At 55.7% G+C, this 24,534-nt stretch carries 21 protein-coding genes; 8 read left to right on the top strand and 13 right to left on the bottom strand.

What is annotated here, in order from left to right; all coding sequences use genetic code 11:
• Positions 1-94: 94 nt before the first annotated feature.
• Positions 95-1,006, bottom strand: a complete 912-nt coding sequence (locus tag P1P91_RS04560) for an RES family NAD+ phosphorylase (protein ID WP_311884839.1) — start codon at positions 1,004-1,006, stop codon at positions 95-97.
• A gap of 96 nt (positions 1,007-1,102) precedes the next feature.
• A protein-coding gene (locus P1P91_RS04555) for an IS3 family transposase (RefSeq protein WP_376717216.1) occupies positions 1,103-2,670 on the bottom strand; the annotation gives its coding sequence in 2 pieces (ribosomal slippage) (positions 1,103-2,217 and positions 2,217-2,670; 1,569 coding nt in all).
• 27 nt (positions 2,671-2,697) lie between these two features.
• Here P1P91_RS04555 and P1P91_RS04550 point away from each other — a divergent pair.
• Positions 2,698-4,110 (top strand): IS1380 family transposase, encoded by a 1,413-nt coding sequence (locus P1P91_RS04550; protein ID WP_311885697.1) that lies wholly within the window; start codon positions 2,698-2,700, stop codon positions 4,108-4,110.
• Positions 4,111-4,533: 423 nt separating this feature from the next.
• Here P1P91_RS04550 and P1P91_RS04545 read toward each other — a convergent pair whose 3' ends face one another.
• Both P1P91_RS04545 and P1P91_RS04540 read right to left on the bottom strand, forming a co-directional pair.
• Positions 4,534-5,469, bottom strand: coding sequence for a sce7725 family protein (locus P1P91_RS04545; RefSeq protein WP_311884838.1), 936 nt, complete (start codon positions 5,467-5,469; stop codon positions 4,534-4,536).
• A 4-nt stretch (positions 5,470-5,473) separates the two neighbouring features.
• Positions 5,474-6,364, bottom strand: a complete 891-nt coding sequence (locus P1P91_RS04540) for a sce7726 family protein (protein WP_311884836.1) — start codon at positions 6,362-6,364, stop codon at positions 5,474-5,476.
• A gap of 486 nt (positions 6,365-6,850) precedes the next feature.
• Between P1P91_RS04540 and P1P91_RS04535 the strand changes: the two genes are divergently transcribed.
• Positions 6,851-7,602 (top strand): IS5 family transposase gene (locus tag P1P91_RS04535; protein ID WP_407650535.1). Its coding sequence is split into 2 segments (ribosomal slippage): positions 6,851-7,183 and positions 7,186-7,602, totalling 750 coding nucleotides; the frame shifts between segments, so codons are not numbered across the junction.
• 359 nt (positions 7,603-7,961) lie between these two features.
• Here the strand turns inward: P1P91_RS04535 and P1P91_RS04530 are convergent.
• The 3 genes from P1P91_RS04530 to P1P91_RS04520 form a co-directional block, all read right to left on the bottom strand.
• Positions 7,962-9,212 (bottom strand): reverse transcriptase domain-containing protein, encoded by a 1,251-nt coding sequence (locus P1P91_RS04530; RefSeq protein WP_311884834.1) that lies wholly within the window; start codon positions 9,210-9,212, stop codon positions 7,962-7,964.
• Between the two features lie 1,274 nt (positions 9,213-10,486).
• Positions 10,487-10,801, bottom strand: a complete 315-nt coding sequence (locus tag P1P91_RS04525; protein ID WP_311884832.1) for a nucleotidyl transferase AbiEii/AbiGii toxin family protein — start codon at positions 10,799-10,801, stop codon at positions 10,487-10,489.
• Positions 10,791-11,567: a type IV toxin-antitoxin system AbiEi family antitoxin domain-containing protein gene (locus P1P91_RS04520; RefSeq protein ID WP_311884831.1), complete on the bottom strand. Its 777-nt coding sequence runs from the start codon at positions 11,565-11,567 to the stop codon at positions 10,791-10,793. Before P1P91_RS04520 ends, P1P91_RS04525 begins: the two co-directional genes overlap by 11 nt.
• A 330-nt stretch (positions 11,568-11,897) precedes the next feature.
• Between P1P91_RS04520 and hsdR the strand changes: the two genes are divergently transcribed.
• The 3 genes from hsdR to P1P91_RS04505 all read left to right on the top strand — a co-directional run bounded on the left by hsdR (position 11,898) and on the right by P1P91_RS04505 (position 16,187).
• Complete coding sequence (gene hsdR / locus P1P91_RS04515; RefSeq protein WP_311884829.1) at positions 11,898-14,336, top strand: EcoAI/FtnUII family type I restriction enzme subunit R; 2,439 nt, start codon at positions 11,898-11,900, stop codon at positions 14,334-14,336.
• A 79-nt stretch (positions 14,337-14,415) separates the two neighbouring features.
• Positions 14,416-15,921 carry a type I restriction-modification system subunit M gene (locus P1P91_RS04510; protein WP_311884827.1) on the top strand — a complete coding sequence of 502 codons (1,506 nt, stop codon included), beginning with the start codon at positions 14,416-14,418 and terminating at the stop codon, positions 15,919-15,921.
• Positions 15,918-16,187: a hypothetical protein gene (locus P1P91_RS04505; protein WP_311884825.1), complete on the top strand. Its 270-nt coding sequence runs from the start codon at positions 15,918-15,920 to the stop codon at positions 16,185-16,187. The genes P1P91_RS04510 and P1P91_RS04505 overlap by 4 nt, the downstream gene beginning before the upstream one ends.
• A gap of 4 nt (positions 16,188-16,191) precedes the next feature.
• Here P1P91_RS04505 and P1P91_RS04500 read toward each other — a convergent pair whose 3' ends face one another.
• Positions 16,192-16,941, bottom strand: coding sequence for an IS5 family transposase (locus P1P91_RS04500; protein ID WP_311881892.1), 750 nt, complete (start codon positions 16,939-16,941; stop codon positions 16,192-16,194).
• On the opposite strand from P1P91_RS04500, the gene P1P91_RS04495 reads away from it, so the two are divergent.
• The 3 genes from P1P91_RS04495 to P1P91_RS04485 all read left to right on the top strand — a co-directional run bounded on the left by P1P91_RS04495 (position 16,912) and on the right by P1P91_RS04485 (position 20,772).
• Positions 16,912-18,552 (top strand): restriction endonuclease subunit S, encoded by a 1,641-nt coding sequence (locus P1P91_RS04495; RefSeq protein ID WP_311884823.1) that lies wholly within the window; start codon positions 16,912-16,914, stop codon positions 18,550-18,552. The genes P1P91_RS04500 and P1P91_RS04495 overlap by 30 nt on opposite strands.
• A complete protein-coding gene (locus P1P91_RS04490; protein ID WP_311884821.1) occupies positions 18,552-19,526 on the top strand; it encodes an Abi family protein in 975 nt (324 codons plus the stop codon). Before P1P91_RS04495 ends, P1P91_RS04490 begins: the two co-directional genes overlap by 1 nt.
• A gap of 136 nt (positions 19,527-19,662) precedes the next feature.
• Positions 19,663-20,772 carry a hypothetical protein gene (locus P1P91_RS04485; RefSeq protein ID WP_311884819.1) on the top strand — a complete coding sequence of 370 codons (1,110 nt, stop codon included), beginning with the start codon at positions 19,663-19,665 and terminating at the stop codon, positions 20,770-20,772.
• Positions 20,773-20,821: 49 nt separating this feature from the next.
• Here the strand turns inward: P1P91_RS04485 and P1P91_RS04480 are convergent, their stop codons facing one another.
• From P1P91_RS04480 to P1P91_RS04460, 5 genes are all read right to left on the bottom strand, one after another.
• Entirely contained in the window at positions 20,822-21,097 is a 276-nt protein-coding gene (locus tag P1P91_RS04480) for a hypothetical protein (protein ID WP_311884817.1), read from the bottom strand.
• A 16-nt stretch (positions 21,098-21,113) separates the two neighbouring features.
• The gene (locus P1P91_RS04475; RefSeq protein ID WP_311884816.1) at positions 21,114-21,719 is read right to left on the bottom strand and encodes a hypothetical protein; all 606 of its coding nucleotides are present in this window, start codon (positions 21,717-21,719) and stop codon (positions 21,114-21,116) included.
• A gap of 867 nt (positions 21,720-22,586) precedes the next feature.
• Complete coding sequence (locus P1P91_RS04470) at positions 22,587-23,582, bottom strand: type IV secretion system protein (RefSeq protein ID WP_311884815.1); 996 nt, start codon at positions 23,580-23,582, stop codon at positions 22,587-22,589.
• Positions 23,579-23,872 carry an EexN family lipoprotein gene (locus P1P91_RS04465; RefSeq protein ID WP_311884814.1) on the bottom strand — a complete coding sequence of 98 codons (294 nt, stop codon included), beginning with the start codon at positions 23,870-23,872 and terminating at the stop codon, positions 23,579-23,581. The genes P1P91_RS04470 and P1P91_RS04465 overlap by 4 nt, the downstream gene beginning before the upstream one ends.
• Before the next feature lie 9 nt (positions 23,873-23,881).
• The gene (locus P1P91_RS04460; protein WP_311884812.1) at positions 23,882-24,532 is read right to left on the bottom strand and encodes a type IV secretion system protein; all 651 of its coding nucleotides are present in this window, start codon (positions 24,530-24,532) and stop codon (positions 23,882-23,884) included.
• Positions 24,533-24,534: the final 2 nt, after the last annotated feature.

The raw sequence follows: 24,534 nt of genomic DNA, 5'->3' as shown, positions 1-24,534 counted from the left end.
AGAACGTTAGCTGTGCCTAGACAGGCAACAGCCCTTACAGGCCCCCGCAGTCACAATGCCTATACGCTTTGAGAATCAGTAAAGCCGAGTCACACTACATGACATCAGCATCTACTGTTACACGGCTAATTTCGTAGGTTGATACTGACCTAGCCATGGCTTTTTCCGGATTGAATAATGCGAGATTCATACCATCATGAACCGAGCTACGATACACTACGCCGTCATAGCCATTCTTTTTAATAAACTCACATAAATATTGGCTTGGTATGTAGTCAATCGCAGCACTTCGAGGAAGAACTGGACGGGTTAGCTCTTCGCCAAGTCTCTCCAAGAAAGGAATGTCAGCGCGTAGTTGTCCGATCGCACCTGCATCGGCAAGGACAAATGGGGAAACAAGTTTACGTGGGTTGCGAAGATCAACTGCTACCAAGGGCCTTGGCATTTCGAACTCTGCAACACATGCCACTTCGCCTGTATGAGGACGCACTTCTGACACGGCTGTTTTGGGGTGAGATCCAAGATAGAGGTATGGAATACCAACAGGGTTAGCGCGACCATGGTTGGCAAGATGATTGGGGGGAGCTCCCATTTCTTCAAGTGAATAAGGTGATTTATCGGTCATGATACGCGCCCGATACCAAGTATCCGGTATGTCATCGGCGAGGAGGTGGTCGAGAAGTTCTTTTAGCCGATAGGTGTCAAGCTCTTCATCAAGAAAATAGCGGTTCCTATGCAACAGCTCGTGCCTCAATGTTTCCCACTGAGCAAGCCCTTCGCTGCTGTAAGATTCAGATGGTGAAAAATTTCGTCTAACCATATCGCCATCATCAAAGATCTCGGCAAGTAGCTCCTTAGCATGCGCAATGTCCATGCGAGGGTGAGAAAAGAGCTGCCAGTCCTCTTTCATCCATTCAGCAAGGGTTTTGCCATCATTACATCCCGGCCTATTCATGAGGCCGGCCTGAAAACGAAGATAGCGGATGGTATTCTCTTGAAAATTCAATGTGTTCCGCCAAGAACCTGAACCAAGAGAGCCATCCGCTATGGGTGAAAGCCTATCTACCGGTAGTTTTCAACCTAGTTGTCCATATGGCTGCCACTAAGCAGCCTCTTTATTGCCCTCTATTTCCTGCGGCCTGCCTGGGTTGAGCGATACCGATCCAGTGGCTTCCCAGCACCGGATATCGCCTGACCAGCGCCCGGGATTCTGACGCTTGGCACGTTCATAGACTGCTCTTCGATCGAGCAGACGTTGCTTATCTTTACCTTGATGCCGGTCGGCCGGCGTCACGAAGTTGATACCGCTATGAAGGTGTCGCTCGTTATAGGCATGCTCGAACGTCAGCATCCATTGACGCACCGCACCCAGCGAGGTGAAGCCCTTTGTTGGCCATGCCGGGCAGTACTTGACCGTACGGAACAACGCCTCCGAGTAAGGGTTGTCGTTGCTGACCCGAGGACGGCTATGCGACATCAACATGCCCAGTTCTGCCAGCCGGGCGCGCAGGGTGTACGAGGTCATGGGCGCGCCGTTATCCGAGTGCAGTATCGGCGGCGTGTGCCAGCAGCGCTCACGCAACAGGGCACGCTCCATCAACCGCTTCGCCAGCTCACCGGACTCGTTGTCATGCACTTCCCAGGCGATTATCTTGCGGCTATACACGTCCAGGATCAGATACAGGTACCAGTGCTCGCCACGAACCGCAGAGGGACAGTAACTGATGTCCCAGCTCCAGACCTGGTTTGGCTCCGACGCGGTAAAACTGGTCGGCTGGGTCACCTGACGGACCGGTGCCATCCGGCCACGGTGATTCAGCTGCCGATGCTTTTTCAGTACCCGATAAAATGACGACTCCGAGGCGAGATAGCGGCCCTGGTCGGCCAGGCGCGGGACGATCTGTGACGGCGGCAAGCTTTGATATTCGGGTTCGCTGCATAGCGTCAACATGGCCGTTTCCTCCGCCTGGGTGAGCTGATGAGGCTGTGTCACTCGCTCCGCTTGTGGGCGCCGGTCTGGTGCCACCTGGCCGCTGGCATACCGCCAGCGTTTCAACGTGCGCTGACTGAGCCCCATCAGCTCTGCCGCCTTGTAGCGGGCGGCACCACTGGCGACCGCTTCGTCAAAGTCCTTCAACAGCCTTGTACGTTCGTTCAGCGACGTCAGTCGTCCTCGTTGTCCGGGGCTTCCCCGTACAAGGCCTCGAGCTTTTTTGAGAGCACCAGTAACGACGTTGTCTCTGCCAGAACGTGCTCTTTTTTCTGGAGCTCCGACTGTAGGGTCTTGATCGTCTGACGATCTTTTTTACGCTGCTGCCGAGCCGCCTTTTCCTGCGCCTCCTGCTGGCCCGCCCCTTGAAGGCACGCCTCCTTCCAGCGCTGCACTTGCTCGGGATACAGCCCTTTTTCGCGGCAATAGGCGCCCAGCTCGGTCGCTGACAGAGGGGCGGTTTCGATCACGACGGCCAGCTTGGCGTCAGCTGTCCATTCATCCCCGGTTTTACGCTTGCCTGGCACAGGCACTCCTTGTTGTCGGCATGCTTTCAGCCAACCATACAGGGTTGCGTTCGCGATGCCTTCCTCGGTGGCAACCGACGCCACACTGCGGCTTTCTGGCGGTAACAATTTTTTGAGTACCGCGGCCTTACGCTCTTCGGAATAACGTGGCATAAACCATCCTGTGCCGCCCATTCTGATATTGGTTCAGGCGAAATCGCCAACTGGACAACTAGGCTGACAGAGGGGGCTACCTGGACGCCCTCGTGCAACGGCTCCGTCCGTGTCGAGCTGAGCGGCCACCGCACCACCAGTGACAGCGGCGCTCTGCTGCTGCGTGAAGCCCTCGACAACAGCGGTGTGATCGAGGCGCTCGAAGACAATCTGGTCGATCAACGCCACCCGCTACGCATCCGCCACTCGCTGGCCAGCCAGCTGCGAACCCTGGTGCTGCAGCGCGCGATGGGCTGGATCGACCTCAGCGATACCGACACGTTGCGGCGTGATCCCCTCTGGCAGCTGGCCTGCAGCGATGCGCGTGGAATGACGCCACTGGCCCAGGACCGGCCGTCTCAAGCCACGCTGTCGCGGCTGCTGACTTGCCTTGGACGCAACGACAACATCGATGCCGTGCATGAAGGCCTGCTGCGACTGGTAGTCTGGCGCCTGACCTCGCTGAAGAACGGCGAGCGACCCAAGCAGTTGACCCTCGACATCGACGGCCTGCCGATCGAGGTCCACGGTCACCAAGGTGGCTCGGCCTATCATGGCCTTTACGGGGTCCGCATCTACTCGCCGCTGGTCGCCTCGCTGGCCGAAACCGGTGACATGGTGGGCGGCCTACTACGCGAAGGCAACGCCGGCCCGGCCGAGAACGCCGATACCTGGATCCCGCACCTGGTGAAGCGGCTCAACGAAAGCACCGGCGCCCAGGTTCGGGTGCGTATCGACGCCGGGTTCACCGACAACGACACGCTGGAGGCGTTGGAAGATCGCGGCATCGAGTACCTGGGCCGGCTGCGCAGTCACACGGGGCTGCAGACACTGGCGGCGCCGTACCTGAAGCGGCCCCGAGGTCGGCCGCCCGAGCAGCCACGGGAATGGTGTCATGACCTGGAGTACCAGGCCGGCACCTGGCCTGAACCACGGCGCGTGGTACTGGTCGTGCAAGAGCGACCCGATGACCTGCTGTTGCATGCCTTCTTCCTGGTCACCAACCTCAACAAGTTCGACTGGCCGCCGGAGAAGGTCCTGGCACTGTACCGCAAGCGCGGTAGCGCCGAAGCGCACATGGGCGAGGTGAAATCAGCGCTCGACGTACACCTCTCGTCGACGGATCGTGGCGCCTCCACGGTTCAGGACGTGATGGCGCGTAACGAGGTGAGCCTGCTACTCAGCCTCTATGCTTACCAGGTCCTGCATGGTCTGCGTTGCCTGCTGGAGCGGCAGACTCGGCAAGGCTGGAGCCTGAGTCGGATGCGCGAGCAGGTGCTTAAGGTCGCCGCCACACTGAAGCTGCATGCCCGGCGGATCACCCTTCATCTGGGTGCCGCCGCCGATAAGTGGTGGCCGACGTTGCTGAAGGGGCTGCCGAAGCTGACGGCGCTGAGTTGACGCCCGGCGAGACGGCTTCAGGACCTGAAATCGAGCGACCGCTGCAGCGGCCGGCGGTCACGGCTGCTTTGACGGTCGCAATGGATTCCCAAGAGCTATAAGAAACCGGGAAGAAAGCCATGTTCGGGCATTACTCAGCGGCCTCTCGCGTCGGAGAGGCCGATCCTGATGAGCGACGCCGCCAGCCAGCCTCTTCACGCCGCCCAGTCAGCGTCTTCGTGAATAAGGCGGGTACATGGCTCGTAAACACTAATGAGAATTTCAAAAAAATCAGTTAGCTGGCCGGGATCAACCAAATCAACATCAGCCGCACCACAAAAGTTACACTTTCCACGATCCAGGCTCAAGGAAGGAACAATATTTTTCCGGAGACCACGATCACCAAAACACTCTGAGCAACACATTTTCGGCATAAAAAACCACTCAATCTAAATAATTTGCCAAAGTTTCAACATGATGCTTCATTGAGAGCTTCTTGACATACCCAAGGCCCGGAAAATGCCCTTTAGCGTGTAGCTCCCGAAACTCTCTGATAGCCTCGCCTTCAAACAAGTTCGACGCTCCGGAATCAAGTTTTTCGATAAGCTTTTCAAGAGCTTGGCCAAACTTACCAGCCGGATTAGTGGGTGTATCATTAGTTATAGAAACGAAATGATAAATATACATCACATCATCTCGGTCAGGATCAATATATGTTAAGTGAATTGCGACCGCATACGCCGGACCGCCACCTTCACTATAATCATCTCCAACAATAAGAAAGTCACCAAAACCATCCATTCCCTCGTCTTCATAAGTAATATGAAGATCGGAAAAATCTTCAGACTCTGGATGGTCAGCATTTCTCCTGCGCCTAAACCCATCGTCCAGTAGAATTCGGCGACTGCCTCGAAAGTGCTTCCGGTACAACTTTTTAGCATGATCTGCTACAAATATATGTTGTGTATCATCCAGATCAACGCCTAATCTCTCTGCTAAAGCCTTCGGTTCTGTGAAACCCGCATGAATAAAGAAAGGTTTCTTATCATTGTGCTGTTCATAATACGCAAGAGCATCATCAACACTCATATCATTTTTTAACAACACACCTACTGACACACCGTCCGCATCTGCAAATTTATCATTCAGTAGTTCAGCAATATCCACTCCGTTTTCAGAATGGTCGCCATAGCCAGGATTAACGATAACAATCACTTGGCCTCGCGCATCACATATTGCACGTAGCGTACGTTCCAAACCATTTAACGCCTCTTTTACGGGCTCAATAACCGGAACGAATCCTGACTCAGCCAACAATTCTGCGATTTCACGGATAGTAACTAGCTCAAACTGCTTTCCACGAAAATACGGGTAGTACATCTAGTTATCTCCAAGCCATTGCCTTGTAGAGTGGAGTATGCACCGCATCGATCAGGCGATTGTGATCCGCTCGACGTACATTAATGGAAAGTGCCGCAGGTTGGAGCGACGTCGGCAACTGGTCAACCAAAGAGCTAAGTGTTGATAAGTTTCGCGTCTTCTTTAATGTCCAAACCATTTGTTGGTGTACATCGGCAGGTGTTAAATCCGAAAAACACGCGCGCATTGCTTCCCATAACATTGTATTAGGGACATCTGGAATCTTTACATTCAAACTCTTCAATATTTCACTAGCCTCAGTCATTCTTAGTGACTGAAAAATAGCATCAGGACAGACCAAATCTGTTCGGTCAACAGCTTTGCGAATGGTGCGAATGCGATTCCATCGCACAAGACTCATTACACCAATATCATTTGGCGTACTATCAAGAACCTCTGGAATGTGCGCTTCGCCAGCTATCACATAAACATGGGAGAATACTTTTTTATAATCTTCAACTTGCTTGCTCAGTCGTAACAAAGAATCCCTGTCTGATTTTATCTCATAGACAGTGCCTGTGCCGTTCAATATAACAAGATCGGCTTTACTTGCACCTACTCGAAACTCCGTCAACATGCTAGCCGTATTAAGAGAGTGACGCCCCAATAGGATATTATGAGTCAATGCTGCACGATACACATACTCGTCACGAATTCCAGACTTTCGCAATGCTGCGAATGCAGATTCAAATGCAGAGCTCACAGTACCACCAGCAACCGTATATCGACTCAACAACCCAGTCTCGGCAAACAACCGAGCAAATAGTGGGGAACGCCCCTTTCTTGCCAACTCTCGGAAAACACTCGATGAGAAAAGGCGAGAAAGCGCCGAAAGCTGTGTCGTACTTAAAGGCATATATTTTCCAGCTCTCTATATCGCATCATTGGCATCAACACCTTCAAGTCACTGAAATATTATAAACAATGATAGAATATATTTATATACTCTATCATATATTTCCACTTTTTTCACCTCTTATAGCTGAAGCTAGACCACCATTCCACCTCGGTATGGTATAGCCCACGATGTGACGATAGCAGCCATGAGCTCAGCAACGTTGATGCTTAGTCTCAGGAATACATTGCTCAGCCCCAGCTCACCCGACCACACCATCGCCACCCAACCACTTCGACAGCTGTTCCAGACCATATCCACGGGGGTCGATCTACACTGCTTCACAACTGCTCCAGGAGGCTGGCCAATTCCGCCTCAACGGCCTTGGCGATCAAGTTTCTAACTCCCTGCCGTAACAGCTCGCGCAGCGTGGTCTGTCACCTAGGGTGTGTTAACAATCATTAGTTTCGTTTAAACTGATTTAGTATTCATAGATTTTGGTGGGCCATGAGTCGGTTGAAGTTACGCGATGATCAGTGGGAGCGAATCGAGCACCTGCTCCCCGGCAAAGCCTCAGACTGTGGGGTAACTGCCAAGGACAATCGCCTGTTCGTGGAAGCCGTGCTCTGGATCGCTCGGACCGGCGCCCCGTGGCGTGATCTTCCCGAATCTTTTGGGCGCTGGCACACCGTCTACATGCGGTATAACCGTTGGTCACGAAAGGGCGTTTGGCAGCGTATTTTTGACACAGTAGCCGACGATCCCGATCTAGAGCAGCTAATGATCGACGGTAGCATCGTCAGGGTGCACCAGCATGGAGCGTCAAAAAAAACACGCAAGACGTCGAAGCCATGGGCAAATCTCGAGGCGGATTGAGCACCAAAATTCATGCCGCAGTCGATGCGTTAGGTAACCCAGTACGATTGGTTCTCACACCGGGCCAGGCGTCGGAGTATGGTGCTGCTCCCGCTCTACTGGAAGGTTTTTCCCCGCAAGCAGTGCTGGGCGACAAGGGGTATGACTCCACTGCTCTGCGGGACATGATTCAGGCCGCAGGTGCCGAGCCGGTGATTCCTCCGAAAAAGAATCGTTTGGCGCGCATTGAAGTAGACTGGCACTGTTACCAAGATCGCAATCTGGTGGAGAGGTTCTTTCAGAAAATCAAGAAGTTCCGGCGGTTATCTACACGCTATGAGCGACTGGCAAGAAACTACCAGTCACTCCTCTGCCTCGTGTCAGCCGCCATATGGCTGGCCTAATTGTTAACGCCCCCTAGGATTCTGGTTGTGAAAGAGTCTAGAGGGTAGAACCGGTCATGACGTATCCGTTTGTGTTGATTGAGCTTTTGGTCTTTATCAATCGACAGGATATGTCACTATTCCCACCTTCTCTCGTGCACCAAAAATTACCATAGATCCACTTCATGATGAGCGATGGAAATCTGCTCACACTTCAGAAGATCCTGGGCCACCAATCCATTCAGACGACCGTGTACTATGTCCACTTGTGGACGGATCATTTGAACGAAGCAATTAAGAACAACCCTAGAATACCACCAATCTCAACTATGAAAAGCAGAAAACCACTCAAAAAACAACTAACCTAAAACAAACCAATATTAATCAAAAATGTTTTTATGCGTCGATATGCCATACATTAAAGAAAAATACTTCTCGTTACCTGACAGCCTACCAACCTGATTAGCAACAACTTGCACTTTCCCGGCAACTTTTTTATCGACACTCTTAAAATAATGCTCATGATTGCAGAACCGATAGCTCATGGACCAGCCCAACACAGTCCGCCTGACACCCTCTAAAAACTCAGGATAGGTCATGGAGAGGTTATCACTTCCTTTCTCCATCATAGAAAGGCCAAACTTAAAATTTCTACATTTAGCCTCAACCTTACTTAGCAATCTTTCTTTGCTCTTTCTAGAGGGAATAACACTACCGTTAGTAATATCACACCCCAAGAACTCAAAAGACCTTTTAGCGAGATCTCCAGAAGAATACTTTTCTTTATTTCCATCTTGCTGAGAGTATATTGAAAGACCAATTTCTCCTAGCTTCCTTTTCGCAAGATGAACCGATTTCTGCAACCCACCATTAGAATCTGAAAGTATAAGCAAGTCATCCAAATAACGAAGGCAGACACAATTTTCTGATTCAATCATCGCTCGATCAAATTCATATAAGTATATATTTGCCAAAAGAGGAGAAAGAGAAGACCCCTGACTAATCCCAAGCTCTTCACTTGGAAATATTGAAAAAACCTCTTCTTTCAGTGATTCAGCCCCTTCAATAGATACATCCAGCGCTCTGTTGAATATATCTAAGAACAGAAAATCATCAATCTCATTCTCTATAAATCTTATAACTCTTCTCTTCTCAACCTTGGTAAAAAACCCGGGTATATCAGTTCTGTAAAAAAACCTGTAACCTTTTCTCGAATAGGTCATCACTTCTTCAATGGCATTTTTTACACCACTAGGACCACTCGGTGAAAAGTCCTGAGGAATAGCGCCAAAGCTTGTTGGTGTTCTCAACACCTCTTCTACCTTAGGGACATTTTCTTGGAGAACATCGAGTATAGCTCGCTGAACAATCCTATCTTCTAAAGCATATACAACTATAGGCCTATATCCGCCACTTTCTTTTTCCAGAACGACACCTTTTTGCTGATGAAACTTATAGCTTCTTCGAGCAATTCTTGACTGGATGCTTTTTAGACGGGAGCTCGTATTTGCTTCAAACTCATCTAACCCTTTAGGCTTGTTAGCTGAGTTGCTAGCTTGAGCATTTTTCCTGACGCTTTTCCAAGCCTTTTCTAAAGTGGCAAACTTACTTAGCTCCTTGTAAATTTGCATATCTTCTCCCCCTTGGGGAACGAGGTCTTCCGGTCACCCACCCCGACCACAGCTGCTTGCGCTCCCCGGTGCCGCTTGGCTCGCGTTGAGCCATGACAGCGACTATCCGGCCAGCCACCTCGAAAGAGGCGCTGGTCTCCAGCAATCCTCGGTCACCGACGCCTTCTGACGTCTCCGTCACCAAGAGCATTGTGGAGATGAGGGCCGCCTTCCCGAGTGTCCAGCAGAGCCGCGACAAACGGTTGGCACGTTTTTGCATGCCCAGGTGAAACCTCCGAACATCTGCCTGCCTCCACTAAAGATCCCCTTGCGGAGAGTAGCTTTTTGGGCCTCCGCGTCAAACGAGGACCGAAACAGGGCTCTCGGAGCATCTCTGACAGACATTTCGGCGCTCCTGGAGCGGCCGGACAGCCTCCGTCCCGAGCATGCCACCCGTCACAGCCTGGCCGAAATTTAAGCTCTATCACCGCCCGGAAGGCCCCGATTCTGAGGAGAGTAACGGTCAAGGTAAAGCTAGTGGCCAAGGACTGCTTGCGCTCCCCGGTGCCGCTTGGCTCGCGTTGAGCCATGACAGCGACTATCCGGCCAGCCACCTCGAAAGAGGCGCTGGTCTCCAGCAATCCTCGGTCACCGACGCCTTCTGACGTCTCCGTCACCAAGAGCATTGTGGAGATGAGGGCCGCCTTCCCGAGTGTCCAGCAGAGCCGCGACAAACGGTTGGCACGTTTTTGCATGCCCAGGTGAAACCTCCGAACATCTGCCTGCCTCCACTAAAGATCCCCTTGCGGAGAGTAGCTTTTTGGGCCTCCGCGTCAAACGAGGACCGAAACAGGGCTCTCGGAGCATCTCTGACAGACATTTCGGCGCTCCTGGAGCGGCCGGACAGCCTCCGTCCCGAGCATGCCACCCGTCACAGCCTGGCCGAAATTTAAGCTCTATCACCGCCCGGAAGGCCCCGATTCTGAGGAGAGTAACGGTCAAGGTAAAGCTAGTGGCCAAGGACTGCTTGCGCTCCCCGGTGCCGCTTGGCTCGCGTTGAGCCATGACAGCGACTATCCGGCCAGCCACCTCGAAAGAGGCGCTGGTCTCCAGCAATCCTCGGTCACCGACGCCTTCTGACGTCTCCGTCACCAAGAGCATTGTGGAGAGTGCACGCATGCCCAAGCTCGCACTGCTTATCCTGAATTGCAAGCCCTTTACCTAATTTCGTACTTGCTGCAACGCTATGGTTCAGAGTGCCACGCAGTACGGGCGATACCTCCACCTTCACTTGGCTACGCCCCAGGGCGCACCAGGATCCTCAGCTCGTCCCGGCGATTATCCTGAAGCTCGGCCTGCACACCTGGCAGTCGGGCGCTGAAAGTCTCTGCCAGTCGCTGCAGCGCCTCGCGACAGCGTCGCAATGCCTCGTCACGGGGCTCCAGCGGCAAGTAGGCCAGGTCGATGTCGACCGATAGGCGAGGTAATGGCTGCACGAAAAAGTTGATGGCTGTGCCTCCCTTGAGGGCGAAGCACGGCTCTTCATTGAGAAATGGCAGCAGCGAGACCAACAGACTGACCTGTTCGTGGTAGCGAGCTTCAATCGGCATGCAGGAACGCCTCCGGCACCGTCACGTGATATTCCCTATCCAGCCTGCCGCCTTGGCAGAACTGCCGCTTGCCTTTGCCGAGATTCAGTCGGCGTGGTTCCAGGCGAGCGTACCAGGCATGCCCGGCGTGGCGAGCCAGCACCAGGAAGGCCCGCTTGGTTCTCACCGAACGGCATCCCTCCAGCAATGCCTGCAGCCGGCGCGGACGCAGCGTATTGAGCCCGCCGAAGGTATCCACCAGCTCACTGCTGAACAGCAGCTCATTCGGCGTCGCGGCGATCCACTCCAGGGCCGCTCGTTCGGGGGTCGATACCTGCAAGCTGAAGGCCCTGCCATCCGGCGCGTAGTCCGTGAAGCTGCCGGGAAGCTGCACCGGCAGGCCCTTTTCGGAGTGAAGCATCATCCGCCCTGCCCACTCGGCATCACTCAACCAACGGGGCAGCCGAACGGCTTCCTTGCGATACAGGTGCGTCGTGCGCTCCCCCATGTGCAGATAGTGGGAAAAGCCATGCAGTGCGAGGGCAGTCTGGCCACCCGGCCAAAGCGGTGGTAAGCCCGTGTCGTCGCTCGCCTGCAAGGCGAAAACAGCGCTCTCCCAGGTAAGAGGCTCCCCCGTTTGGCAGTAGGCGCCATACCCCACGCGCTGCAGCCAGCCACTGCCGGCCAGCTTACGCGCCTGATCCGAGGTGACGCCGTGTGACGCGAGCCAGGCGGTCGTCACGACGGCGCCATACGGGATCTTGTGCAGCAGCTGGTTTATTTTCACGTTAAAAAGCGGCCTTAAATTCCGTCTTCAGAGAGGAGAATAAACTAGGCTGGTTTATCTTCAAACACAGAATCGCCAGAAATGGCCGCTTTCTCTATAAACTTTAAACCGAAAGCTTGATAATTTTCCCGAACAGCAGCTTGTTATCGTCGCTGAACTCGGTGCCATGGGGGTCGTTGAGCCGGTTGATGATCCCAGCCAGGCGCGCTGCTTCGCAAAATCGTGAGGCTTGCCGGCCCCTCCTCTCCTCCCCCATGCGTATCTGCTCAGCTTCACGTAAGCTAGCGTAAAAAGTGATAAGTAATCTATGAACGCAGCAGGGAAGCAGCTATGACAAGGCAAGCTTTCAGCGAACGGGACATCTGCACCAAGTTCATCACCCCCGCCATCAAGCAGGCGGGCTGGAACATCCACACCCAGGTACGTGAAGAGTACCCGGTTAGCGATGGCCGCATCACGGTACGCGGCCGCATGCACCACCGGGCTCACCCGCGTCGGGCGGATTACGTGCTGTCTTTCCAGAAGAACCAGCCCATCGCCGTCATCGAGGCCAAGGACGCCAGCCACAGCCTGGGCCATGGCATGCAGCAGGCCCAGGCCTACGCGGAGAAGCTCGATGTCCCCTTCGCCATTAGCTCCAACGGCAGCGGCTTCCTGTTCAGCGACCCCCACCGCCTTGTCTTCGATCAGGCCGAGACCAACCTGGCGCTCGATCAGCTCCCCGGGCCCGATACGCTCTGGCACGGCTACCGCCGCTGGAAAGGCCTGAGTGAAGAGACACGCCCGGTCGTCGAGCAGCCTTTCTACGATGACGGCAGCGGCCGCACGCCCCGCTACTACCAGATGGTCGCGGTCAATCGCACGGTCGAAGCCATCGCCAAAGGGCAGGATCGCCTGCTGCTGGTAATGGCCACCGGCACCGGCAAGACCTATACCGCTTTCCAGCTGATCTGGAGACTGTGGAAGGCCGGCCGCAAGCAGCGCATCCTGTTTCTGGCCGACCGTAACGTACTCGTCGACCAGACCAAGAGTGGCGACTTCAAGCCCTTCGGCGCGGCCATGACCAAGATATCCAAGCGCCAGATCGAGAAGTCGCACGAGATCTACCTCTCGCTGTATCAGGCAGTCACCGGCAGCGAGGAAGAAAAGAACATCTACAAGCAGTTCAGTCCGGACTTCTTCGACCTGGTCGTCATCGACGAATGCCACCGTGGCAGCGCCGCAGAAGACTCTGCCTGGCGCGCCATCCTGGACTACTTCAGCGGGGCCACCCATATCGGGCTGACCGCGACGCCCAAGGAGACCACCGAGGTTTCCAACATCCACTACTTCGGCGAGCCCATCTACACCTACTCGCTCAAGCAGGGCATCGACGACGGCTATCTGGCGCCCTACAAGGTGATTCGGGTCGACCTGGACCGTGACCTGCAAGGATGGCGCCCCAGCGACGGCCAGACCGACATCCACGGCGAGGTGATCGAGGATCGTATCTACAACCAGCGCGACTTTGACCGTCACCTGATCCTGACGCAACGCACCAAGCTGGTCGCTCGAACCGTCACCGATTATCTGACCCAGACCGACCCGATGCAGAAGACCATCGTCTTCTGCGAGAATATCGATCATGCGGAGCGGATGCGCCAGGCGCTGGTCAATCTCAACCCTCAGCACGTGGCCAAGAACCGCAAGTACGTGATGCGCATCACCGGCGACGAGCTCGAGGGAAAGGCCGAGCTCGACCACTTCATCGACCCCGAAGAGCCCTACCCCGTCATCGCCGTCACCAGCAAGCTGATGACCACCGGCGTCGACGCCAAGACCTGCAAGCTGATCGTGCTCGACCAGCGCATCCAGTCGATGACCGAGTTCAAGCAGATCATCGGACGCGGCACGCGGATTGACGCCGACCACAACAAGTTCTGGTTCACCATCCTCGATTTCCGCAAGGCCACGGAGCTTTTCGCCGACCCCGCCTTCGACGGCGAACCAGAAAAGGTCTACGTACCCGGCGAAGGCGACCCGCTACTACCGGACGACGACGATGAAACCGAGGACAGCGTCGATGGAAACGCGCCCGCTGACGAAGACGGCGCATCCCCCGACGACGAGTCACCGAGCGATCCCGCCTTGCCCCCCGAAGGGGGCTGGGAGGATGACGAAGACGGCGGCATCGGCGAGCCGCCCAAGCGATACGTCGTCGATGACGTCACCGTGGCGGTCATCGGCCGGCGCGTGCAGTACCTGGGGCCGGACGGCAAGCTGATCACCGAAGAGCTGACCGACTACACTCGCAAGACGGTACGCGCCCACTACGCCACCCTGAAGGACTTCCTGCGCCGTTGGGAGGCCAGCGACCGCAAGCAGGCCGTGCTGGATGAGCTGGCTGAACAAGGCGTGTTCTGGGAAGACCTCACCAGCGAGGTCGAAAAGACACTCGGCGATACACCGGACCCCTTCGATGCCATCGTGCACATCGTCTACGGCCAGCCTGCACTCACCCGTCGCCAGCGCGCGGCCAAGGCCCGACAGTCGGACTATTTCACTCGCTACGAGGGCCAGGCCCGCGCCGTGCTGGACGCCCTGCTCGACAAGTACGCCGACAACGGCGTGGCCACCATCGAGGACACCAAGGTATTGAAGCTGGCACCACTGGACCGGCTCGGTACCCCCGTGGAGCTCGCCAAGGCCTTCGGCGGCAAAGCCGGCTATCGCGAGGCCGTGAGAGCCCTCGAGGAAACCCTCTACGCCGACGCCGCTACAGCCGGCTGACACAGCTAGGTACAATACGTCGCATTCTGCGCGCCGGCAGCCATGCCGGCGCGCTTTCGGTTATCGAGACGGGATTCCCATGAGCATCAGCACCACCATCAAGAGCATTCAGGACATCATGCGCAAGGACGTCGGCGTCGACGGCGACGCCCAGCGCATAGGCCAGCTGGTCTGGATGCTTTTTCTGAAGATCTACGATGACCGCGAGAAGGAGTGGGAGCTGGACTACGACGACTACGTCAGCCCCATCCCCGAACATCTGCGCTGGAGCAGCTGGGCCGCCGATCCAGAGGGGCTGACGGGCGAGGGCCTGAAGAGCTTCATCGACAACACCCTCTTTCCCGGGCTGCAACAGCTGGATGCCGGCGGCGACGCCCGCGCCGCCGTCATCCGCAGCGTGTTCGAGGATGCCTACAACTACATGAAGTCCGGCCATCTGCTGCGCCAGGTGATCAACCGCATTCAAGAAGGCATCGACTTCAACGCCTCTCAGCAGCGTCACGCTTTCGGCGACATGTACGAGCAGCTCCTCAAGGACCTGCAAAGCGCCGGTAATGCCGGTGAGTTCTACACGCCGCGCGCCGTGACCGAGTTCATGGTCAACCGCGTCGATCCCAAGCTTGCCGAGAGCGTGATGGACCCGGCCTGCGGCACCGGCGGCTTCCTCACCTGTGCAATCGAGCACAAGCGCAACCACTATGTGCGGACGCCCGCCGACGAGCAGACGCTGCAACTCAGCATCTACGGCTGGGAGAAGAAACCGCTGCCGCACCTGCTGGCCACCACCAACATGATCCTGCACGGCATCGAGGTCCCCAGCCAGATTCGTCACGACAACACCCTGAACCGTCCCTACCGGGACTGGGGCCCGAAGGAGCGGGTCGATGTGATCGTTGCCAACCCACCGTTCGGCGGCACCGAGGAAGACGGTATCGAGAACAACTTCCCGGCGGAATTCCGCACCCGTGAGACTGCCGACCTGTTCATGGCGCTGTTCATTCGCCTGCTGAAAAATAACGGCCGCGCCGCCGTTGTGCTGCCGGACGGCTTCCTGTTCGGCGAGGGCATGAAGACGCGCCTCAAGGAAAAGCTGCTCAGCGAGTGCAACCTGCACACCATCGTTCGCTTGCCCAACGGCGTGTTCAACCCCTACACCGGCATCAAGACCAACCTGCTGTTCTTCACCAAGGGGCAGCCCACCGAACAGGTGTGGTACTACGAGCACCCCTACCCCGAGGGCTACAAGAACTACAGCAAGACCAAGCCCATGCGCGCCGAGGAGTTCGCCACCGAGATCGACTGGTGGGGCGATGAGGCCGACGGCTTCGCCAGCCGCAAGGAAACCGAGCAGGCCTGGAAGGTCTGCATCGATGAGATCAAGGCACGCAACTACAACCTGGACATCAAGAATCCCTGGCAGGAAGAGCAGGTCAGCCACGACCCGGACGAGCTGCTCGCGCAATACGCTCGCCAGCAGGCCGAGACCCAGGAGCTGCGTGATCAGCTGAAGACCGTGCTCGGCGATGCGCTCAGTCATGAGCCGCAAGACCAGACCAAACCGCAGCAAGCGGAGGAGCCGGCATGAGCGCTCAGGAGATGATCACCGAGCACCTCGACCTCTGGACCGGCGCCGTGAAGCACAAAAGCGGCACTGGGCGAGGCAACCACGGGAAAATCGAGCTCACCGGCATCAAGAAGCTGCGCGAGCTGATCCTCGAGCTGGCTGTGCGCGGCAAGTTGGTGCAGCAGGACCCGAGTGACGAACCCGCCAGCGCGCTACTGGACCGTATCGCCGAGGAAAAGGCCCGGTTGGTCAAAGAAGGGAAGATCAAGAAGCCTAGGGCGTGTTGACGTTTCACATGGGCAGCCATAAAAAGCCGCAGGCCAAGGCCACCATGCTTTCGTAGTTTCGCTTGAGCTTGTCGTAACGCGTTGCGATGGCGCGATACGGCTTCAATCGAGCAAAGGCATTCTCAACCAGATGCCGATAGCGATATAAGCCTCTGTCCAGATTGGCATTTCCTTTCTTTGAGTTGCGTTTGCGTGGAATGACGGCAGCCATGCCCTTGGCTTCGATCTGTTCACGGATACGCTCGCTGTCATAGCCCTTGTCAGCCACCAATGCATCACCCGCTGGCAAATCGTCAATCAATGCCCGGGCTTCCGTGCTGTCGTGCACCTCACCCCCGGTTATTCTGAAGGTTATCGGTAGCCCATAGGCATCTACGGTCAAGTGGATCTTGCTGGTATTGCCTGCACGACTTTTGCCAATGGCTTCTGCGTCTTCCGTGGCAGCTCCGGTGCTGTCCTGGTGGGCCTTGACGTAGGAGCCATCAATGAACAGCCACTCAACATCAGGCTCCTCCACCAGAGAGCTGAAAAGCCTCATCAGCTTTCCACTCGCTGACCAGGCGTTAAAACGCTTGTAGACCGTGTTCCAGGGGCCAAACGTCTCCGGTAGGTCCCGCCACGGGCAGCCGGTGCGCATCCGATAAAGGATGCCTTCTATCGTGGTACGCAAGTCGGCCTTGTCATAAATACCTTGTTGAAGCAGGATAGGTTTCAGCTTCGACCAGTGTTCATCCGTGAGCATTTGTCGGGGCATGGCAGGCTTGCAGTTTGTTGGTGTGGGAACCTTTATTCTGCGAGCTTGCCCCTATCCTGCCAATACCCCTGCCATGAAACGTCAACAGGCCCTAGAAAACTGCCGGAGATTTCGGAGGAAGAGAAGCCATTTGAATTACCAGAGACTTGGTCCTGGATACGGCTTGGCAATATAAGTCAAATCAATCCAAGAAACGATGCTGAAGATGACTTACAAGCATCTTTCATCCCCATGCCGCTGATATCGACTTCATATAATGGCGAACATGACCAAGAGCCACGCCCATGGAGGGAGATGAAAAAAGGCTACACACACTTTGCTGATGGTGACATTGCCATTGCAAAAATAACTCCTTGTTTCGAAAACAGCAAGGCAGCAATCTTTAGCAGCTTAAAAAATGGTATTGGTGCTGGCACCACTGAACTTCATGTTGCTCGTCCCTTTGGAAATACACTGAACCCTCGCTATGTGCTTCTCTGTCTAAAATCTCCTCGCTTTCTGAGCAACGGAGAACGAAAAATGACTGGCTCCGCAGGACAGAAACGTGTCCCTAAAGACTTCTTTGCGGGAGATCCACTTCCTTTCGCACCTTTGCCAGAACAACACCGCATCGTCAAAAAGGTCGACGAGCTGATGACCCTCTGCGACCGCTTAGAGCAGCAGGTCGGCAACCAGTTGGAAGCCCATGAGGTGCTGGTCGACACCTTGCTCGATGCCCTGACTCGCTCGTCGGACGCCACCGAGCTGGCTGAGAACTGGGCCCGCGTTGCCGAACATTTCGATACCCTCTTCACCACCGAAGCCAGTATCGAAAAGCTTAAGCAGACCATTCTTCAGCTGGCGGTGATGGGGCGGCTGATGGAACAAAATTCGGATGATGAATCTGCAAGTAGCTTGCTGGCTCGATTGAGTAAGGAGCGGCAAGCGTGGTTAGAAGAAAATAAAGACAAAAACCCTGAGTGCGCAACGATGCTTCGCAAGCTCAAGAAGCTTAGCTCGCCGAATCCGCCTTTCGACCTCCCTTCAGGCTGGGCAGCTGCTCATTTAATCCAACTATGCAAGATACTTGTTGACTGTCATAACAAGACCGCACCTTATACTCCGTCCGGCATTCCTATCATTCGAACCTCAAATATAAGGGAAAGAGAATTTCGACTAAATGACGTAAAGTACGTTAGCAAGGAGACCTATGAATACTGGTCACGGCGCTGCCCTCCCGAACCAAAAGACATAATCTTTACTCGCGAAGCACCGATGGGTGAAGCCGCAATTATTCCAGAAGGCGAAAGGTGGTGCCTGGGGCAGAGAACCATGCTGATTCGCCCCATGCTTAATCACATCAATGAAGAGTATTTACTACTCGCATTAACTGAACCCAACCTTCTGAATCGTGCTACTGAAAAGGCAATTGGTTCAACAGTAAAGCACCTAAGGGTAGGTGACGTAGAAGCACTCGCTATTCCTGTTCCACCATTGAATGAACAAAACCGTATCGTCGAAAAGGTCAATGAGCTGATGGCCCTCTGCGACCAGCTAAAAACGCGCCTGAGCGAGTGCGGCAAGACCCGGTCCCAGCTCGCCGAGACGGTAGTGGAACAGGCGGTGAGCTGATGACCTACGATCGCCCTTGGAAGTCGTTTCAAGAGCAGTTAGCCCTACTCATGGAGCGCGGAATGCAGGTCGGCGATGAAAGCGCCGCTTTGGAATACCTGGAACGCGTCGGCTACTACCGTCTAAGCGCTTACTGGTACCCCTTCAGGGTCTTCGAGACGGTAGGTCATGACCAACATGACCGGCCAATCACCCACGCAACGGATAGCTTCGTTCCTGAAACCCAGTTCGTCGACGCGGTGCGGCTATATCTCTTCGACAAGGAGCTTCGACTTCGCCTGACCGATGCCCTGGAGCGCATCGAGATCTCGCTGCGCGTGGATATCGCCTATCGGCTGGGGGAGCGGGACGCCTTCGCGCATCTTCACCGAGGCACTTTCCACAAGTCTTTTGCTCGAAAGCCTGTCGGAAAGAAGCGTATAGAAGCTTTTGTAAGCTGGCAGGGGCATGCCAAACGGCTAGAAGATCGCTCTAAAGAAGACTTCGTCAAGCACTATCGGCAGAAGCACGGGCCGCGACTGCCGATCTGGGTCGCTATCGAGACTTGGGACTTCGGCACCCTCTCACATCTGTTTGCCATGATGAAGGTGCCGGACCAGAGCCACATAGCGCATAAATACGGCGTGCAAGACTGGGAGGTCTTTCAGACCTGGCTTAGGTCGCTGAACTACCTGCGTAACGTCTGCGCTCATCACAGCCGACTCTGGAATCGCAACGTCATCGACCAGCCCATGCTGCCCAAGCAGGGTGAGGTACCGTGGTGCGATGGGTTCAGAGACGCAAAGCGCCTCGCCCGCCCCTTCCTGCTATTGAGTATCGTGCGGCACATGACCCTGGTGGTCTGCCCCAATACCGAGTGGCATCGACGCCTACAGGCACATCTGGAACGTTTCCCGGTGCCGCATTCCAGGCGGAGGCTATCGCTGGAGGACATGGGGGCTCCACCGGGCTGGGAGCGCTGGTGGACCGAGTGAGGCGGTGAGAACACAAATAAGAACCCCCGCGTAAGCTCGTGAGAGCCAAGAGGCGGGGGCCGTGTTGATACCTATGATAGAGCACCACCCTGGGCGAGGCAACGCTTTTCTCTACCAAACGCAAGGAGGCACCTGGATGGCCATCGAGCAAGGAATCTGGAAGCTGGCAGGTACTACGGGCGAGCTGCCGCAGAAGCTGCGGCCCACTGGGCTCGCCGACGAGGGGCAGCTGGAAGATCAGATCATGCAGGATGTCTCGATCCTCAACCGGGATTGGCTGCTGATCGGTCGGCAGGTACGCACCGGCTTCGACAAGCTGATCGACCTGCTGGCCATCGACGCCAACGGCACGGTCATCGTCATCGAGCTCAAGCGCGACAAGACGCCCCGCGACGTGGTGGCTCAGGCCATCGACTATGCCTCCTGGGTCGTCACCCTGGCCGACTACCAGCTGATTGAGATCTACCAGGCCTTCGCCGAACGCTATCAGCGCCCTCACGCGTCTCTCGAGGACGCCTTCGAGGCCAAGTTCGGCATCACGCTGGACAGTGTCACCCTCAACGAGAATCACCAGCTGGTCGTCGTGGCCACCCAGCTCGACGCCAGCAGCGAGCGGATCATCAATTACCTCAACGAGCATGCCCAGCTCTCGATCAACGCCATGTTCTTCGCCGCCTTCGAGGACCAGGGCAACCATTACCTGAGCCGCGCCTGGATGATCGACCCGGACGAACCACCCCAGCCGGCCGCCCGCAAGGCACGTAAAGAGCCTTGGAACGGCGAATTCTACGCCTCCTTTGGCGATAACCGCCCTTGGGAGCTGGCACGACGCTACGGCTTCATTGCCGGCGGTGGTGCGGCCTGGTATTCGAAGACCCTCGCCATGCTCTCTGAGGGGGACCGGGTCTGGGTCAACATCCCCAAGACCGGCTATGTGGGCGTGGCCGAGGTGACCGGAGAGCGTTGCCGAGGCGACCATTTCACGGTGCAAACTGATCAGGCATGTCAGCGACTCCAGGATCTCACTACGGCCACCGAGTATCCGCAGATCCACCGGGCGACCGATGAAGACGACGAGGAGGCAGCGGAATATCTCGTGCCGGTCCGCTGGATCGCCTCATTTCCTGCCTCGCAGGCATTCAGCGAAGTCGGCCTGTTCGGCAATCAGAACACTGTCTGCAAACCCACGACACCAAAATGGGAGCATACAGTGACGCGCCTAAAGCAGTTATGGGACATAGACTGATATGCCAATCCCAGTTGGCAGCAATGTGGGAGCTTGGACACACTTTCAATTATCTTTCGAGCTTGAAGCTTAGTTGACTAGGGCCCGGCTCGCTCTCAGCCTGAGCTTCTACTGCATTCACTCCTCCTTCTACCATCTCTTCGACCCATAGCTCTCCGGAAAACTTGGCATTTTCGTATTCAACTCTCTTCATCCACTCAACATCGTGAGGTACAGCAAAGATCTCATATCCTGGGATCTCCCAATCACCCTCAAAATACCTCAGGACCCAGCCATAGCCGTCTTCTTGAGGGCACGGATCGATCTTGAAACTATATCGCGGCATTGCAATTCTCCTATGCTCAAACCAGATTCCAACGCTTTCGTCCACCGGAGACCAGTGCCATCACGCGCTCGTTAACCTCCCAGACTCTGTCCTGTAGCTCCTTGATGCTGATTTCTCCCTCACTCTGACCCTTGATCCGCATACGAGGTAAGCCCAAACGTCTGCCGCCCGAGTTTTCAATCACGTCAGTCAGTGAAAGAGAGGCCTGGATCAGGGCCGAGAGCTCTTCCTCGTTCATGACTGGCTGGCGTAGCAGCGTGGCCCGAATCAGTGCCGAAGACCAACGAGTGCGATTTGGGAACCCCTCATAGGCGGCTCGCTCTGCGATCAACTCCTGCTCCTGGCGAGTTAGTCGAATCGATAACTTGCAGGACTTGGGGCCCCGCATCATGTCTCGCCCTTCTTCGGCAATGCTCTCCCCGCAGACGCGCTGAATCATCTCCCGTAGTACGTCTGACTCCGAACGGCCAGATGCATCACAAAGGCGCTGCCAGGCTTCCTTCTCGGCTGGTTTCAGCCTGGTCTTGACCACTACTGTTTCTGTCATTTCGTCATCCTTCATCAGGTACTGCCCATCGAATCTGGTACCAAATGCCAGCACGCTGCCGGCAACTGCTACCACTTTGCGAATCCTGCCCTAGCCTCAGAATCGGTTATGTTTTTCGTACGCACGAAATTTTGGCTTCAGCAGTACTCTCTCGACGCTCCAAATAGGGCGGCGGTACCATGTGCTGGCACTTCGCGAATCCTGCCCTAGCTCTAAACCCATTCATTCTTTTCGTACGCACGAAAAAGATCTCGGGGACGTGCTAGGCTGCTCCGTTAGTAATACGCACGGTCCTGTCTCAAGCTTCCCGGACTTGCCTCGTTATAACCACTTCGTTTCGTGCGCACGAAAAGCCGCATGCCCTCCAGGCTGCGTTATCGTCCTCAACCCGCAGGGCTTCTCCATTAGTAATACGGACGGACCTGTCTCACACCTGCTCGTCGCCTGGGGCTGAGTCAGAGGCTTTGCCATTAGACATAGGGAAGGGACTTTGAACACTCTCGGTTGGTCCGGCTCCCGGTGGTGAAGCTTCAGTTTCAGTACGCACGCGCCGACGCCTGGCCATTTCAGCTTTCATCCAATGGCCGGCGGCACGCATCTCGGCTCGCAGCTCTTCGATCTCCTCGGGTGTCAAGCGTCGGTAGCTCACGGTGTCTCCTTCTGTCGGGTAGCACGCCGGAGCCCGGGATATATCGCTGCGCGCCATCGCCATTGGAGCACGCACACGGCGATACCTGTCGCACAGACAAAAAAGGTTCTAGCAATATCACCGTCGCCAGCAAGGGTGCCACTGACCAAGCCAGGTAGTTCAGGGAGCAACGCCACGGACAGCAGGATACCCACCACCAGTAGCATCCCGGAGAGTCCTAGCTCACCGCCTCGCTTTATCCGTGCCCAGCGGACGCGACAGGTATCTAACCACTTGATATTGGTATTCATGACTTAGCCTCCTGTCATCGTGTTGCCAGCACCGAAACGCTTCTGGTAGGCACGATAGGCAGACTTGGCGCCACGGTAAGGAGAGGTTGCCGCACTGCCTGCTAAGCGTGCATCACGTTGAACGCCGCGATACTGACGGCGGATGGCTGAGGGACGCATCGCGGACATAGCAGAGCCCAGAGCGCCCTGAGTTGCCAATGCCACACCACCGCCCAATGCAGAAGCAATGCCCGGCACCTGCTTAAGCACGAGGATGCCAAGAGCAAAAAAAGCAATCAGATAGGCGCTTGTGGTCATACTGGCCATGCTGCCTGCCGAGGATTCCACGATGTTCATGAACGCTTCGCTGACATCGATGACCATGCGCCCAATGGCGGAACCCAAAACCAGCAGCATGCCGAAATTGATCACCATGCCCAGCCAGCTCTCGAAAAAGCGTTGGGTGCTGTTAAACAGCAGGCCGATGATGAAGAGCGGACCAATTGCCAGCAGCACTGTGGTAGCGACCTTGCTGGCCAGTAAGAGGAACGCCACTACGATGGCAACACCACCACCAAACACCATGATCAGAATTGCCACTAAATACATGCCGAAATCACCACTCATGACTCCCGCTTTATCCCAGGCCTGATCAGCTACGGCGAGAACGCGGGAGAACAGGCTGTCCAAAATGGCCGCGGCACCTCCATTGGACCCCGTGATGACTGCTGCTACCTTTTCCGGGCCGTGAGCCAGCACGTCCACCACGACGCCCATATAGGTACCGACCGTCAGTCCCAATGTCATGATGAAGCCGATGCGAAGGATGCGAAAAACACCCTCCTGCAAGGGCTCACTGACTTTGCCAAACATCATCAAATAGCCCCAGATGGCAATCCAGACGATCAACATGCTGGTAAAAATTGGCGTGATGTAAGCGATGAGGTCAGTAGCCGTTTTGACGATGTACTGGTCCAGTGCCTGATCAACCACGGAGAACATGCCTTCAAACAGGTTCATGAGTCTTCCTCGCTTTTTAGGCTAGACAGATCGAGCTCGAAGGGCTCACCGCTAGACAGTGCCCGCTCCGCTTGGAGTGCATTAATGCAATTCGGCGCCTCCTGGAGTTCGCCAGGGTTGTTGCCACACGTCTCCAGTGTCACCTTGCGCTCGTCGTCATGCACTTTGTACCAGTCTACGGTCTGCACCGGGCCAGTATCCGGGGTGTCATCAAAGCACCCGGACTGCGCAACGCTGACCAGAACCACAACGGCAATATTTCGTGCGCACGAAATTTTTCTGGTACTCATAAGGCCTCCTTACCAATCAAGTTCGAACGGTTCCCCTGATGACGCGACACGCATCTGCTGAACCCGCTGAGCGCGAAGCGCCTGGTTGGCCTCGGCCTGCGAACGGAGCATGGACAGCTTGGCCATCTCGTTTTGCAGCATGACTTGTTCGGCGCCGATACGGGCCTGGAGATCCAGAACGTCTTTCTGGTCGGGGCTGTTGTTGACCTCAGCCACCAAGCCGGTCAGCTCGCTGAAACGCTCCTGAGCCTGTTCCAGGGACTTTTGGGACTGGCCAAGCCACGTCGCCGTGTTCTGGTTGCCGCTGTCGTACAGGTCCGCCACGTCACCGGACAGGCCGTGTTCGTTGGCGCTCCTGATACCGGCGTCGCTCAGCATCTGGTTAGGATCGACGTTCACGGCAGTGTCATAGGCCGAGTCGATGACGTTGCCCAGGCCACGAACCCCGCTCATGCTGTCCAACTCTTTGTTGGCCGTTTCGAGCTGGCTTTTCAGTTGCTCGATTTGGTTAAGCATGTGCTCGACCTGCAAAATCTGCTGAGTCAGGCTCGACAGGTCGATCACGGGAATCCCGCCCGCCATGGCTGGCTGCGAAAGACCGACGGTGGCCGCGAGAGCGACACCAGCGATTTTTCGTGCGCACGAAATTGTGATGCTCATGA

This window comes from Halomonas piscis (assembly GCF_031886125.1).
In the GTDB taxonomy this organism is placed as follows: Bacteria; Pseudomonadota; Gammaproteobacteria; order Pseudomonadales; family Halomonadaceae; genus Vreelandella; species Vreelandella piscis.
The sequence above is the reverse complement of the archived record's forward strand: the minus strand, read 5'-3'. Positions and strand labels throughout refer to the sequence as shown.

What these genes read in the sequence shown, in the direction of transcription:
- P1P91_RS04545 (WP_311884838.1), bottom strand. Translation starts at nt 5,469, where the DNA reads ATGTACTACCCGTATTTTCGTGGAAAGCAGTTTGAGCTAGTTACTATC.
- P1P91_RS04540 (WP_311884836.1), bottom strand. Translation starts at nt 6,364, where the DNA reads ATGCCTTTAAGTACGACACAGCTTTCGGCGCTTTCTCGCCTTTTCTCA.
- P1P91_RS04530 (WP_311884834.1), bottom strand. Translation starts at nt 9,212, where the DNA reads ATGCAAATTTACAAGGAGCTAAGTAAGTTTGCCACTTTAGAAAAGGCT.
- P1P91_RS04525 (WP_311884832.1), bottom strand. Translation starts at nt 10,801, where the DNA reads ATGCCGATTGAAGCTCGCTACCACGAACAGGTCAGTCTGTTGGTCTCG.
- hsdR (WP_311884829.1), top strand. Translation starts at nt 11,898, where the DNA reads ATGACAAGGCAAGCTTTCAGCGAACGGGACATCTGCACCAAGTTCATC.
- P1P91_RS04510 (WP_311884827.1), top strand. Translation starts at nt 14,416, where the DNA reads ATGAGCATCAGCACCACCATCAAGAGCATTCAGGACATCATGCGCAAG.
- P1P91_RS04505 (WP_311884825.1), top strand. Translation starts at nt 15,918, where the DNA reads ATGAGCGCTCAGGAGATGATCACCGAGCACCTCGACCTCTGGACCGGC.
- P1P91_RS04500 (WP_311881892.1), bottom strand. Translation starts at nt 16,941, where the DNA reads ATGCCCCGACAAATGCTCACGGATGAACACTGGTCGAAGCTGAAACCT.
- P1P91_RS04490 (WP_311884821.1), top strand. Translation starts at nt 18,552, where the DNA reads ATGACCTACGATCGCCCTTGGAAGTCGTTTCAAGAGCAGTTAGCCCTA.
- P1P91_RS04485 (WP_311884819.1), top strand. Translation starts at nt 19,663, where the DNA reads ATGGCCATCGAGCAAGGAATCTGGAAGCTGGCAGGTACTACGGGCGAG.
- P1P91_RS04480 (WP_311884817.1), bottom strand. Translation starts at nt 21,097, where the DNA reads ATGCCGCGATATAGTTTCAAGATCGATCCGTGCCCTCAAGAAGACGGC.
- P1P91_RS04470 (WP_311884815.1), bottom strand. Translation starts at nt 23,582, where the DNA reads ATGAACCTGTTTGAAGGCATGTTCTCCGTGGTTGATCAGGCACTGGAC.
- P1P91_RS04465 (WP_311884814.1), bottom strand. Translation starts at nt 23,872, where the DNA reads ATGAGTACCAGAAAAATTTCGTGCGCACGAAATATTGCCGTTGTGGTT.
- P1P91_RS04460 (WP_311884812.1), bottom strand. Translation starts at nt 24,532, where the DNA reads ATGAGCATCACAATTTCGTGCGCACGAAAAATCGCTGGTGTCGCTCTC.